The organism is Nitrosomonas sp. Nm58 (assembly GCF_900107335.1).
Classification (GTDB): domain Bacteria; phylum Pseudomonadota; class Gammaproteobacteria; order Burkholderiales; family Nitrosomonadaceae; genus Nitrosomonas.
Map to the genome: position 1 here is coordinate 1 of NZ_FNPQ01000022.1, position 12,408 is coordinate 12,408.

Genomic DNA, 12,408 nt, shown 5'->3' on the forward strand with positions numbered 1-12,408 from the left:
TTCCTCATCATTTATATCCGTTTTGTATGACATCTCTTAGCTTACTATCAAAAAATACTTGATTCTAATGGAAATCGTTTTGCCAGACAGCTTCTAAGCTTTACAGTCAAAGAATTTACCATAAAACCTCAACAAACGAGGAAAAAGCAGTTTCTGCAAGAGAAGGAAGTAGTTATTCCATAGTTACACGGCTGGGAGCGATGATTGAACCATGCTACCTGTTTAATCCCACAGTGGATCGCAATAGAAAGAGCGCTCCACAATACCTCGATACTGAGGAGGTCAGCTGGATTGAATGCTGGAATGAATACCATGCTAGATGAGGCCACGATACTTAACTTTCGGCATTTATTAGAGCTGCTGGAGCTATCAAGCTGTCTGTTCAGAAAATAATAGCTTTCCTATTTCTGGGGTATATCAATCAAAATTTCTTGCTCACTAAGAACAGCAAGGTGTAGTATTTTTCCCGCGGGAGATTTAAGAATGAGGGCAGGCAAAACTTACAACTCGTTTTTTATGAATAGCTTGATAATAGCCATCACTCTATTAATAGCAAGAGCCTTCATAAATAAGAAAGAATCTATGGATCGAGATGAGGCTTATCATTTCAAGGTCTGCTGACATTAGCTGTTACTTTGATTGAACAAAGGAGGTTTATATGAGACAAAGAATTGCCCACGTTGATGACGATCCCGATATCCGTGATACTGTCCGTCGTATTCTAAATACACACGGATATGAAGTTGATAGCTATCAAACAACGAAAGACTTTATCAACTCATTGAGTGAGCCTTCTGTTGTACCCGATTTAGCTATTCTGGATGTAATGGTTGAATCTATGGATGCAGGACTGACTACATACGTCGAATTACACAATCGTTTTCCTAAAATGCAAGTAATCTTTTTAACTTCACTCGGTGATATGATTTTGCCTTATTTTGAAAATAAATCAGAAGAATGGATCTGTATTATTGAGAAGCCTATTGAGCCATCAGGTTTGTTGTCAATCGTTCGTGATCGTCTGGGAACGACCAAGCCTGAGCTGAGCGTTTCTTAGGACGAGCCATCATGGCTACTGCTGATTTTTCTTGGAACACATCTACGCAGAAATTTACCTTGGCAGGAGGAAAAGAAAGCGGGCAAAAATTAAGTGATGAAATATTAATAGATAATATTCGCTGGTTTATCATTTTTCGATGGGCTGTGATTGGCGTGCTTGTTCTTTTTCAGGTTGTAGCGCTGATAGCATCCGATACGCTCACTCAACTAGGAATCAGGGAACAACAACATTGGCCACTTGCCATTACAGCCATTTTAAGTGCTGCCAATTTTGCCTATATCTATGCATTAGATTTCTGTCAGCCTTCAAAATATAACTCACCTTCAATCATCATTTGGGTGCAGATCATTGTTGATTTATTATGTTTATCGATAGTCGTGCATTATGTTGGAAGTACCGCAACACCTGCTCCTTTCTTCTATATTCTCCATATTGCTTTATCATGTATTTTCTTCTCGGCACTGGAAAGCTTATTTGTCGCAATCATAGTTTCCGCGATGTACTCGATTGTTTTACTCGCTGAAAGCGAAATGTTTTTTCAGGTATCACAATCAGTCCTTATAGACCCATACTTTTCAAGTGAAAGTTTGCATAAAGGTCGTGTTCTAGTATGGATGATCGCACTTGATACTTTGTTTCTTATTGTCTGGTATGTCGTCTCACGCCTTACACTTGTTATTCGTAAGCACGAACAATATCTCCGTGAAGCTTATGAGCAAATCAATCAGGCCCAAGTTGCAAAAGATCAGTACGCCATGCTTATGACACATCAACTCAAAGCGCCGCTCGATGCCATTCGAAGCAAAATCAATTTGATTAAAGGAGGATATTGCGGACAAGTTCCAAGCGAAATAGAAGAAGTACTAACCAGAATTGACAGACGTGGGCATAGTATGTCTAATTTAATTCTGGATGTACTTAGACTCGAACGACTAAAAACAGCCGGACGAAATACGGATGCAATGGAATACATTGATATCTCAGAGACGATTCATAAATGCGTCGATAAACTAGAACCAGTAGCAAAGGCCAGGAATATTGAAATAAAGCTATCGATCCAGAATTTTTTTTCCTGTGGCATCCCGGATCAGATAGAAATAATGCTTGAAAATATCATTGCTAATGCTATTACTTATTCTCATGATAATGCCGCAGTTGATATTGTTTCCATCGTTGAATCATCGGATAACTCAGCAATCGTGACAATCACTGATTATGGGATTGGAATTGAAGAAAAAGACTTACCGAATATTTTTGACGAATACTTTTATTCTCCAAGAGCAGTGATGCATAACCAATCATCCAGCGGCATCGGCCTATCGCTGGTTAAAATTGCTGCAGGCAATAACCACCTACAGCTCAAAGTTACCAGTGCACCAGGCTTGGGAACAGCATTTTCTGTGATTTTCTCAAATATTCGAGTTCCTAAAGGAGGGTCTTGGCCGCTTGTCATTCATCACTAAGATTATTTGTCATTAATTAACATTTAATGATTAAGAGAAATCTTTCTTAATTATTAAATGTTAATGTGCTCTTCACGTTTTTCCGGTAAAAAGATCTGCAGCAAATCATTCAAATACCGCCTGCCAACTACAGTTGGCATAATTCGATGATGATTCCAGCTAATTAATCCTTGTTGCTCTGCTTCGTCCAGTTGTTGTTGTACAACAGTAATAGGTAATCCAGTATGTGCCTGAAAGTTTTCAGGTTGGAAGCCACTGACCAAACGAAGTGCATTCATCATGAACTCAAATGCTCGATCTTCCGCTTGGACTTCGTGTTGAGATTGCACGGGATCACCTAGGGCATCTTCCTTACCTAAAATCTTCTTAAGATACTGCTTAGGTTGTTTATAACGCATTTGCCGTACTATTTTGTCTTGAAAGCTAATTTTGCTATGCGCTCCTGCACCGATACCCAAATAATCACCAAATTGCCAGTAATTCAGATTGTGGCGTGATTGATAACCAGGCTTGGCAAATGCTGAGATCTCGTAGTTTGCATAACCAAAACTTGATACTACTTGTTCAATCATCAATTGCATCTCAGCAGAGAGATCATCATCCGGCAGCGTGGGTGGGAAGCGATAAAATAGCGTATTTGGTTCCAGTGTCAGATGGTAAGCTGATATATGCGGAGCGCCTGAGGCGCATGCAATTTCAATATCATTACGTGCTTCTTCCAAGGTTTGATCTGGCAATGCATACATCAGATCAAGATTCACGTTAGCAAAATTCTTTAATGCAATCTCGACCGCACGATGTGCTTCCCCATCATCATGGATACGCCCCAATGCTTGCAAATGCCTTGGATTGAAGCTTTGAATACCCACAGACAGGCGATTGATTCCTGCAGCACGGAAATCTGCAAATTTTTGTGCTTCGAATGTGCCGGGATTAGCTTCCAGTGTGATTTCAGCAGAAAGCTCCAGTGACAGGAGCATCCTTACATGGGTAAGAATTTTATCAACTGCTTGGGCGCTTAATAAACTGGGTGTTCCACCACCTAGAAACACACTACTGACAGGACGCCCCCAGATTTGAGGTAATGCCATTTCCAGATCACGGATCAGTGCCGACACGTACTCCTGCTCGGGTAATACATTTCCCTTGTTGCCAATTTCATGCGAATTAAAATCACAATATGGACATTTCTTTACACACCATGGGATATGAATGTAGAGGCTCAATGGCGGTAAAGAGGTTAACCTGGGCGAACGAGTATTAAGGATGGATGAAACAGAAATAGCCGTTGCCATAATCAATCAGGTGCACTTTTTTGACACATAAACAGTCAGAGTTTGTTGGTTATAAGAAATTCGCTTAATTTTTTGAGCGCCTTTCCACGATGACTGATCCGATTTTTTTGTTCCATGGAAAGTTCCGCTGCCGTTTTACTCAACTCAGGTAAGAAAAAATACGGATCGTATCCAAACCCCCCTTCCCCGCGTGATTCCAATATGATTTCACCATGCCAACTACTATCAACAATGATTGGTTGTGGATCGTCAGCATGTCTCACCAGGACGATAATACAATAGTAATAGGCACGCCGATCTGATTGATTTTTCAATATGCCAATTAGCTTCTGGTTGTTACGTTCGTCTGATTTTGGCGCTCCTGCATAGCGGGCAGAGAATACACCAGGTGCGCCATCCAGAACATTGACACAAATACCCGAATCATCTGCAAGCGCAGGTAACCCAGTAGCTCGGCTAGCGTGGCGTGCTTTGGCAAGCGCATTCTCAACAAAGGTACCATAAGGCTCTTCAATTTCAGTTATACCCAAACTCGATTGCGGGATGACTTCAATATCAAGCGGTACAAATAATTGTCGTATTTCTTTAAACTTACCTGAGTTATTACTGGCAATGACGAGCTTTTGCATAATTTTATTAATCCGATGCGAGCGCTGATTTTTGCAAGGTAATCAGTTCCTGTATTCCTCGTTGAGCCATGTCCAACATAGCATTCAACTCGTTCCGGCTGAATGTTGCGCCTTCTGCAGTTCCTTGTATCTCCACCAAACCGAGATCCCCCGTCATCACGACATTCATGTCAGTATCACAAGTAGAATCTTCGGAATAATCTAAATCAATCAAGGGTACTCCATGATGCATGCCAACCGAGATAGCCGCAACGTGATCTCGAATTGGATTGCTTACGATCAACCGTTGCGCAAGCAAATGCTCGACTGCATCGTACAATGCTACAAACGCACCAGTAATACTTGCTGTTCTAGTTCCACCATCTGCTTGTATGACATCACAGTCAATCTGAATAGTACGTTCTCCTAATTTCTCCAGATTAATGATTGAGCGTAATGCTCGTCCTATCAAACGCTGAATTTCCATGGTGCGCCCTGATTGCTTGCCTTTTGCCGCCTCTCGCTGCATACGCTCGCTCGTCGAGCATGGCAGCATGCCATACTCAGCAGTCAACCACCCCTGCCCTGATCCTTTGAGAAAGGGAGGAACTTTGTCGACAATACTTGCCGTACACACGACTTTGGTATCCCCACACTCAATGAGTACAGCTCCTTCAGCATGCTTAGTATAACGACGAGTAATCTTGATCGGACGAATTTGGGTAAGAGCACGATTGTTATGACGAAACATCATTGGAGCCTATTATTGAAGATTTTCTGTTTTATATACAATTATTAAATTGTTCAGGTAGCAAAACGATAAGAAGTCGGTTTGGGTGGAGAGCCTGTTGATACTGTTAATACCTCATAACCGTTCTCGGTAACCAGCACTGTATGTTCCCATTGAGCTGATAAGCTGCGATCTTTAGTAATAACTGTCCAACCATCTGGTAGGGAACGGATAGCTGCCTTACCCGCATTGATCATAGGTTCTACTGTAAAAATCATTCCAGGTTTAAGCATTAGACCTGTTCCAGGACGCCCATAATGAAGAACCTGTGGCTCCTCGTGAAATTTTGCACCAATACCATGGCCACAAAACTCTTTCACTACGCCATAACCAGCACTCTCAGCTATCCGCTGAATAGCATGACCAATATCACCCAAATGTTTTCCAGGCCTGATTTCTTCTATCCCTTGCCACATCGATTCATAAGTCACCTCGCACAAGCGCCTAGCCTGTATTGATGGCTGCCCAACATAATACATCCGGCTGGTATCTCCATGATAATCATCATAGATTACCGTTACATCAATATTGACAATATCTCCTCCCTTCAATTTTTTATCCCCTGGAACACCATGACATACCTGATGGTTAATTGAGGTACAAATTGATTTTGGAAAAGGACTGTACCCTGGGGGAGCGTAATTAAGTGGTGCAGGTATAGTTTTTTGAACATCAACCATATAGTTGTGGCAAAGCCTATCAAGTTCACCAGTCGTAATTCCCGGAACAACATAGGGTGTAATGTAATCGAGGACCTCGGATGCTAATCTTCCAGCTATCCGCATTTTTTCAATTTCTTCAAGGGTTTTTATATGAACCGTCACAATTTCTTCCAAAGAATCCAACTATTACATAAAATAAATTTTTTATTTTTTATATTTTAGAGCTTACTACTTGTTTCTAGAAGCGCTCACATTCGGTTATTTCTAGCTTACTATCAGGAAATTGCTGTGCAAGCATAAAAATTTTTTCTTTCACTTCCTTTGTCGGTTCGCGAATAACGAATTTTACTTGCTCCAAACTCAATCTCCTCATATTTACGTTTAAAATACCCTTGCTTTTTAATTCTTCTATTAATTGTGTCGCTAAAGATCGTTCACGTAGCATGCCAAATGATATTGCGTTATGCCACTGACTATACTCATTATTTTGAATATACTGGTAAGGCATATTGAGTTTTTGTAGCTTATTAATTTGCCTTTTAATTTCACGCTCTGTTTTGGGGGAAAGAATATATACCCAATGCACAATAATCTCACCTGCGGGTAACTCACTTAAGTAACTATCTAATTCCAGTTCTGAAATATTATTTTTGATTCGCTGCAAATCAATACCAAATAAATTTCCCCATTTTAAGCATGCTACTCGTGAGGGTAATAATCTTATTTCTTCTAAATACGATTGCGTAATATGTACTTTATTTGTTCGATTCGATTCTAGCTGAATGATCATCAAAAAAACTATGTTAACAAGCAATAATAAGAAGAAAAATATTTTCATTCTGATGGATTATTAGCTATGACCGTTTACTGTTATTAATAAACCTTGTTAGAATGCGTTACTGAATACAGCGCTTTTCTTTTTATGAAAACCTTAAAAACCTTAAAATCTTCAAAATATGAAATTCATTAAAAATACTGCAGTCGTTTTTGCATTTATATTTTCAAATCAAGTTTTTGCCGATACATCTAATGCTCATGGTGATCCTGAAAAAGGCAAAGAAATTGCTATGGGTGTTTGTTCTGGCTGCCATAATGCCGATGGCAATAGCGTTATCCCAAGCAACCCGACTCTTGCTGGCCAGCATGCAGAGTATATCACCAAGCAATTAATGGATTTCAAGGTGGAAGGTGATTCACCGGCAAAACGCGATAATCCGACGATGGCCTCCATGGTTGCAGCATTAACTATAGATGACATGAAGAATCTTAGTGCCTACTATGCTCAACAAAAGACCAAAGTTGAAACTATTAGTGATGGCGATAAATCATTACTAGAAATAGGCAAAAGAGTATATGATGGCGGTAATTTAGAACATAATGTACCAGCTTGCTCAAGCTGTCATTCCCCTAACGGTGCAGGTATTCCTCCTCATTATCCTAAACTCGCAGGCCAGCATACAATCTACACGATTTCGCAATTAGAAGCATTTCGTCAGGGAAGTCGCACCAATGACAAAAATCAAGAGATGCAAAAGGTTGTATTGCGCATGAGTGCGCAGGAAATGAAGGCTGTAGCTGAATATATTGCAACGTTACAGTAGATCAGAATTCTGTTGTAAAGATTAAAAAATAATTGTTAAGTTACCCCGTTGATATTACCGGAGTAACTTAACACTTCTATAATACCCAAGAACTAAAAATACGATCTGCTGCAAACAGTGTTTTGTCTATATCTTCATTATTGTGCATAATTGAGACAAAACCAGCCTCAAATGCAGATGGTGCAAAATAAATACCTTCTTGTAGCATCGCATGAAAAAAGCGATTAAATGCTTCTTTATCGCATGCCATTACATCTGCAAAACTCTTGGGTAGTTCCTTACAAAAATATAAGCCAAACATTCCACCCACTGACTGAGCACAAAAATCCACGCCATGTTTATTGGCAGCAACAGTTAATCCTTGAGTCAGTTGATGAGTTTTAGCTGCAAGTGTTTCATAAAACCCAGGCACTTGCACTTCTCTTAACGTGGCTAATCCAGCAGCAACTGCCACTGGATTACCCGATAAGGTACCTGCTTGATATACTGAACCAAGGGGAGCTAAACATTGCATAATATCTCGCCGCCCTCCGAATGCAGCCATAGGCATACCCCCCCCTATCACTTTACCAAGTATCGTCAGGTCAGGTTTAATCTGGTAAAGTCCTTGGGCACATTCCAGACCTACGCGAAATCCCGTCATAACTTCGTCAAAAATCAGTACGCTAGCATGTTTTGTACATAGCCTTCTTAAGGCCGCTAAGAAATCCGGCGCTGCTTTTACCAGATTCATATTACCTGCGACTGGCTCAACGATAACAGCGGCAATTTCCTTGCCAATTTCATTAAAGATCTTTTCCAGGCCATCGACATCGTTATAACTTAATACTAGAGTATGAGCTGCAGTCTCAGGTGGAACACCGGCTGAACTTGGATGACCAAAAGTCAATGCACCAGAACCTGCTTTTACCAATAATGCATCATCATGACCATGATAGCATCCCTCAAATTTAATAATGCGGCTTCTACCTGTATAGCCTCGTGCTAAACGAATAGCGCTCATCCCAGCTTCAGTACCTGAACTCACCAAACGTACCTGCTCTATTGAAGGGAGCAATCTGCAGAGAAGTTCAGCAATTTCCAATTCTGCTTCAGTGGGAGCCCCAAAGGATAATCCATTCTGTGCCGCTTCCTGAACTGCTTTAACTACTTTTGGATGAGCATGACCAAGGATAAGTGGCCCCCATGAGCCGACATAATCTATGTAGGATTTTCCATCCACATCCCAGAAATAGGCGCCCTGACCACGTTTGAAAAAAATAGGCGTGCCGCCAACAGATTTAAAAGCGCGCACAGGCGAGTTCACGCCGCCAGGAATATATTTTTGGGAAGATTCATATAATTGTTGATTAAGTGAAGTCATTTACTTACTCGTTATTAGGATGAAGAAGAAAAAGTCTGATCAGTTTTCAAAAATAACTGGGTAAAATTTTTTGCTACGAATCGAATATTTTGAGCACCATATAACCCATGACTAACCGCGATAGAATCACTTCCATGATTGATCAGTGAAGCGGCATTTGCCAAAGTGATGCCACCAATTGCAACGATGGGGATGCCCAGTTTATTCTTTGCTTCAGATAACAAATCAGTTGATGCTCTTACTGTATTAGTTTTAGTTTTTGAGTGAAAAAAAGCACCAAATGCGACATAATCAGCTCCCTGTCTTTCTGCCTCAAGAGCCAATTCGAGTTGATTATAGCAGGACACACCAATAATTTTATCTTGTCCTAAATAATTCCTAGCATCACAAATAGCGATATCTTCTTTTCCAACATGCACCCCATCTGCGTCGACTTCTATGGCCAGATCATAATGATCATTAATGATAAAAAAAACATTGTGTTGCTTGCAAAGTCTGGCTAGTGCTCTTGCCTGATGTAGTCGCAATATAGAATCAGCGATTTTATTTCGATATTGAACATATTGAACGCCAGCCAGGAGGATTTGTTGCGTCATTGCACATAGTTGCACCGTATCAGCTATGTCGGGTGTAATGGCATATAAGCCATTAATTCCATAAGAAATCATTGAGAATCACTACTTTCCTTCTTCTACTTTATCTTCATCACACGCCCAGAAGAATCTATCTGGCAGGTATTGACCCATCCCGGGACGAAATCCTGATTTCAGGGCATGCCAAGTATAGTCTTGCGCTTCATAAACACTTTCAGCAATCGGCAAACCATGTGCGAGAGAAGCAGCAATTGCTGATGACAACGTACAGCCCGATCCATGGTAAGCACCGGGCAATCGCTGCCACTCATCTGAACGGACAACACCTCCAGAATCATACAATGTATTAATTACTTTGACGGTATTTTCATGAGTACCTGTAATCAAGGCATATTCGCACCCCATCTGCAATAGACGGTCTGCACTCTGCCTCAAATCAATAATCTCCAATTCGTCCTCATTCTCAAGCACCAGTCGCCTTGCTTCTATGCTGTTTGGTGTAATAATCGTAACTTGCGGAATCAATAAATCACGAATAGCTGTGATTATTTGCTCATTAGCGAGTGGATCGCCACGACCAGAGGCAAGAATCGGATCAAGAACTACCGGAATATTTGGGTAATCGGCAATTATTTCAGCTATGGCTACGACAGCTTCAACACTGCCGAGCAAGCCTATTTTGAAAGCGTCTACTGGCATATCTTCAAGCACGATACGAGCTTGATCTGCAACCCACTCAGAATCTAATGACATTATATTCTCAACACCAACAGTGTCTTGAATGGTCACCGCAGTGATGACGGAAAGTGGGTGACAACCCATACTTGCTAATGTGAGAATATCAGCTTGTATACCTGCGCCACCGCTTGGGTCGCTTGCAGCAAATGATAATACTTTTGGGGGTGGTTGAGACATGCAATAATACCGTAAAATATAATTTTAACTTAAAAGGATGTTTCTATCTATCATGTCAGCCGATGAAAATCAGGTTTATCACCGATACATGTGTTTGATCTGTGGTTATATCTATGACGAAGCCGAAGGTGCGCCGCAAGAAGGGATTCCTCCTGGAACACGATGGGAAGATGTGCCGATTAATTGGACTTGCCCTGAATGTGGGGCGCGTAAAGAAGACTTCGAAATGATAAAAATATAATGCGCATACTTCACACGATGTTGAGAGTAGGTAATCTCGAAAAATCTATTCATTTTTATACCAATATTTTGGGTATGAAAATCTTGCGCCAGAAAGAATACCCAGATGGAAAATTCACACTGGTATTTATCGGTTATCAAAATGAATCAGAAGGGAGTGTTTTAGAATTAACCTATAATTGGGGAATAGAAAAATATGTTCTTGGAACAGCTTTTGGTCATATTGCAATAGAAGTAGATGATGCTTATGAAGCATGTGAAAAAATAAAAAAACTGGGAGGTAAAGTAACGCGTGAAGCTGGTCCAATGAAACATGGTTCTACCATTATCGCATTTGTTGAAGATCCAGATAGTTATAAAATTGAGCTTATTCAAAAAAAGTGAAATGAAAATGAATTAGTATATTAATAAACTATATAAAGATCATCAACCCATCTAATTGCTGTTACCAAGATTGAAGATAATGCTAAAAGATATTTAACATATATTAATAATTAGCTAATTTAGAAATCGTTGGTAATAGCAGCAATTATTTTTGATGAGTGTAAAGAGAATTTCTCCAAGTTATCTGCACAATAAAAAGACCGTAGGTTTCTTATTAATTTCTGGTAGATAACTTCTCCATGCCTTAATCTTTTTTGTGACAATATATTGATCCTTTAAAGTAAGATTGCTGGCAATACATAAATCAGTCTCATCACTACAATTTTGAACTAATATTTCAAGCAATTTTTGATTTCGATATGGGGTTTCTATAAAGATCTGGGTTTGATTAGTCCTTGCTGATTCTTCATCTAATTGGATAATTTTCTTGATGCGCAGTTCGTTTTTAATAGGTAAATAACCATGAAAACGAAAACCCTGCCCATTCAATCCAGATGCCATTAATGCCAATAAAATGGATGATGGCCCCACAAGCGGAACAATAGATGCATGCTTTTGATGAGCAGCTCGCACGAGATTAGCACCTGGATCAGCAACGGCCGGGCAACCCGCTTCTGATAATAGTCCTATATCATTTCCTGCAAGTAATGGTTCAAGTAGCTGATCGATTTCGTTTAAGCCGGTATGTTCATTCAAGACCTGCATTTCAATTTCCTGTAAAGGCCGTATACATCCAATTCGTTTCAGAAAATGCCTAGCAGTCTTTGGATGCTCAACAATAAAATATTTGAGTCTAGCAATACGTTGCTGCACATTTTCAGGAATGATCTCAGCAAGCTCTACTTCTCCTAATGGAGCTGGTATAAGGAAAAGTGTGCCAGGATGCATACTGCAGAATATCTCTAAGTAATCGTTGCTATTAAATTAATGGAGCACTCTTGGAACACTCAAAATGAATTCAGGAATATCTACGGTAAAATGAAAGCCGTCCTCAGCGACCATCTGATAACTACCCTTCATTAAGCCAGCCAGGGAGGAAATCGCGGTACCGCTGGTATATTCAAAACTATCACCAGGTTTAAGGAGTGGCTGCTCACCTACCACACCCAAACCTCTAACTTCGTGAATATTGCCATCTCCACTGCTAATAATCCAATGGCGGCTTATTAGCTGTGATGCCACCGTCCCTGTATTGGAAATAGTAATGGTATAGGCAAATACGTGGCGATCTGCTTCTTCATCTGATTGTTCGGGCAAGTATGTAGTGCGGACCGATACATCAATATCGTATTTTTTCTCGTCATTCATAATCTATTATATTCCACACATTTTTCAAATTACAGCAAGTTGCTTACCTAAATTAAAACTAAATATAACCTCATATTGTAATAGCGTAATCTTAATTAATGCCCTGGTATAAAGTTGAGTAAACTA

At 40.2% G+C, this 12,408-nt stretch carries 15 protein-coding genes; 5 read left to right on the top strand and 10 right to left on the bottom strand.

All coding sequences use genetic code 11. From position 1 onward, the window contains the following. Positions 1 to 658 precede the first annotated feature (658 nt). A complete protein-coding gene (locus BLW34_RS09535) occupies positions 659 to 1,057 on the top strand; it encodes a response regulator (protein WP_090578755.1) in 399 nt (132 codons plus the stop codon). A gap of 11 nt (positions 1,058 to 1,068) precedes the next feature. Continuing rightward, a complete protein-coding gene (locus BLW34_RS09540; RefSeq protein WP_090578758.1) occupies positions 1,069 to 2,523 on the top strand; it encodes a sensor histidine kinase in 1,455 nt (484 codons plus the stop codon). Between the two features lie 53 nt (positions 2,524 to 2,576). Here the strand turns inward: BLW34_RS09540 and hemW are convergent, their stop codons facing one another. The 5 genes from hemW to BLW34_RS09565 all read right to left on the bottom strand — a co-directional run bounded on the left by hemW (position 2,577) and on the right by BLW34_RS09565 (position 6,716). After that, the gene (gene hemW / locus BLW34_RS09545; protein ID WP_090578760.1) at positions 2,577 to 3,818 is read right to left on the bottom strand and encodes a radical SAM family heme chaperone HemW; all 1,242 of its coding nucleotides are present in this window, start codon (positions 3,816 to 3,818) and stop codon (positions 2,577 to 2,579) included. A gap of 35 nt (positions 3,819 to 3,853) precedes the next feature. After that, a complete protein-coding gene (gene rdgB / locus BLW34_RS09550; RefSeq protein WP_090578763.1) occupies positions 3,854 to 4,447 on the bottom strand; it encodes an RdgB/HAM1 family non-canonical purine NTP pyrophosphatase in 594 nt (197 codons plus the stop codon). 7 nt (positions 4,448 to 4,454) lie between these two features. Further along, positions 4,455 to 5,177 carry a ribonuclease PH gene (rph, locus tag BLW34_RS09555; protein WP_090578766.1) on the bottom strand — a complete coding sequence of 241 codons (723 nt, stop codon included), beginning with the start codon at positions 5,175 to 5,177 and terminating at the stop codon, positions 4,455 to 4,457. 53 nt (positions 5,178 to 5,230) lie between these two features. Next, positions 5,231 to 6,040 (bottom strand): type I methionyl aminopeptidase, encoded by an 810-nt coding sequence (gene map / locus BLW34_RS09560; RefSeq protein ID WP_090578769.1) that lies wholly within the window; start codon positions 6,038 to 6,040, stop codon positions 5,231 to 5,233. Between the two features lie 76 nt (positions 6,041 to 6,116). Then, positions 6,117 to 6,716: an SPOR domain-containing protein gene (locus BLW34_RS09565; protein WP_090578772.1), complete on the bottom strand. Its 600-nt coding sequence runs from the start codon at positions 6,714 to 6,716 to the stop codon at positions 6,117 to 6,119. A gap of 118 nt (positions 6,717 to 6,834) precedes the next feature. On the opposite strand from BLW34_RS09565, the gene BLW34_RS09570 reads away from it, so the two are divergent. Beyond that, the gene (locus tag BLW34_RS09570) at positions 6,835 to 7,479 is read left to right on the top strand and encodes a c-type cytochrome (protein WP_090578776.1); all 645 of its coding nucleotides are present in this window, start codon (positions 6,835 to 6,837) and stop codon (positions 7,477 to 7,479) included. Positions 7,480 to 7,555: 76 nt separating this feature from the next. Here BLW34_RS09570 and hemL read toward each other — a convergent pair whose 3' ends face one another. From hemL to BLW34_RS09585, 3 genes are read right to left on the bottom strand one after another with little or no spacing between them, the layout of a single operon-like run. After that, positions 7,556 to 8,842 (bottom strand): glutamate-1-semialdehyde 2,1-aminomutase, encoded by a 1,287-nt coding sequence (gene hemL, locus BLW34_RS09575; protein WP_090578779.1) that lies wholly within the window; start codon positions 8,840 to 8,842, stop codon positions 7,556 to 7,558. Positions 8,843 to 8,856: 14 nt separating this feature from the next. Beyond that, positions 8,857 to 9,510, bottom strand: a complete 654-nt coding sequence (gene thiE, locus BLW34_RS09580) for a thiamine phosphate synthase (RefSeq protein ID WP_177166006.1) — start codon at positions 9,508 to 9,510, stop codon at positions 8,857 to 8,859. A 9-nt stretch (positions 9,511 to 9,519) separates the two neighbouring features. Then, entirely contained in the window at positions 9,520 to 10,350 is an 831-nt protein-coding gene (locus BLW34_RS09585; RefSeq protein ID WP_090578782.1) for a bifunctional hydroxymethylpyrimidine kinase/phosphomethylpyrimidine kinase, read from the bottom strand. Positions 10,351 to 10,402: 52 nt separating this feature from the next. On the opposite strand from BLW34_RS09585, the gene BLW34_RS09590 reads away from it, so the two are divergent. Next, positions 10,403 to 10,591, top strand: coding sequence for a rubredoxin (locus tag BLW34_RS09590; RefSeq protein WP_090541976.1), 189 nt, complete (start codon positions 10,403 to 10,405; stop codon positions 10,589 to 10,591). Beyond that, a complete protein-coding gene (gloA, locus tag BLW34_RS09595) occupies positions 10,591 to 10,974 on the top strand; it encodes a lactoylglutathione lyase (protein WP_090541978.1) in 384 nt (127 codons plus the stop codon). Before BLW34_RS09590 ends, gloA begins: the two co-directional genes overlap by 1 nt. A gap of 180 nt (positions 10,975 to 11,154) precedes the next feature. On the opposite strand, the gene BLW34_RS09600 is transcribed toward gloA, so the two are convergent. Together BLW34_RS09600 and apaG are read right to left on the bottom strand one after the other, a co-directional pair. After that, positions 11,155 to 11,862, bottom strand: a complete 708-nt coding sequence (locus BLW34_RS09600) for an SAM-dependent methyltransferase (RefSeq protein ID WP_090578786.1) — start codon at positions 11,860 to 11,862, stop codon at positions 11,155 to 11,157. 36 nt (positions 11,863 to 11,898) lie between these two features. Continuing rightward, positions 11,899 to 12,282, bottom strand: a complete 384-nt coding sequence (gene apaG, locus BLW34_RS09605; protein ID WP_090541984.1) for a Co2+/Mg2+ efflux protein ApaG — start codon at positions 12,280 to 12,282, stop codon at positions 11,899 to 11,901. Positions 12,283 to 12,408: the final 126 nt, after the last annotated feature.

Bases quoted from the DNA above. Each gene is read 5' to 3' on its own strand.
- gloA (WP_090541978.1), top strand. From the start codon at position 10,591: ATGCGCATACTTCACACGATGTTGAGAGTAGGTAATCTCGAAAAATCT.
- rdgB (WP_090578763.1), bottom strand. From the start codon at position 4,447: ATGCAAAAGCTCGTCATTGCCAGTAATAACTCAGGTAAGTTTAAAGAA.
- BLW34_RS09565 (WP_090578772.1), bottom strand. From the start codon at position 6,716: ATGAAAATATTTTTCTTCTTATTATTGCTTGTTAACATAGTTTTTTTG.
- hemW (WP_090578760.1), bottom strand. From the start codon at position 3,818: ATGGCAACGGCTATTTCTGTTTCATCCATCCTTAATACTCGTTCGCCC.
- hemL (WP_090578779.1), bottom strand. From the start codon at position 8,842: ATGACTTCACTTAATCAACAATTATATGAATCTTCCCAAAAATATATT.
- rph (WP_090578766.1), bottom strand. From the start codon at position 5,177: ATGTTTCGTCATAACAATCGTGCTCTTACCCAAATTCGTCCGATCAAG.
- BLW34_RS09535 (WP_090578755.1), top strand. From the start codon at position 659: ATGAGACAAAGAATTGCCCACGTTGATGACGATCCCGATATCCGTGAT.
- BLW34_RS09540 (WP_090578758.1), top strand. From the start codon at position 1,069: ATGGCTACTGCTGATTTTTCTTGGAACACATCTACGCAGAAATTTACC.
- apaG (WP_090541984.1), bottom strand. From the start codon at position 12,282: ATGAATGACGAGAAAAAATACGATATTGATGTATCGGTCCGCACTACA.
- BLW34_RS09585 (WP_090578782.1), bottom strand. From the start codon at position 10,350: ATGTCTCAACCACCCCCAAAAGTATTATCATTTGCTGCAAGCGACCCA.
- BLW34_RS09570 (WP_090578776.1), top strand. From the start codon at position 6,835: ATGAAATTCATTAAAAATACTGCAGTCGTTTTTGCATTTATATTTTCA.
- BLW34_RS09590 (WP_090541976.1), top strand. From the start codon at position 10,403: ATGTCAGCCGATGAAAATCAGGTTTATCACCGATACATGTGTTTGATC.
- thiE (WP_177166006.1), bottom strand. From the start codon at position 9,510: ATGATTTCTTATGGAATTAATGGCTTATATGCCATTACACCCGACATA.
- BLW34_RS09600 (WP_090578786.1), bottom strand. From the start codon at position 11,862: ATGCATCCTGGCACACTTTTCCTTATACCAGCTCCATTAGGAGAAGTA.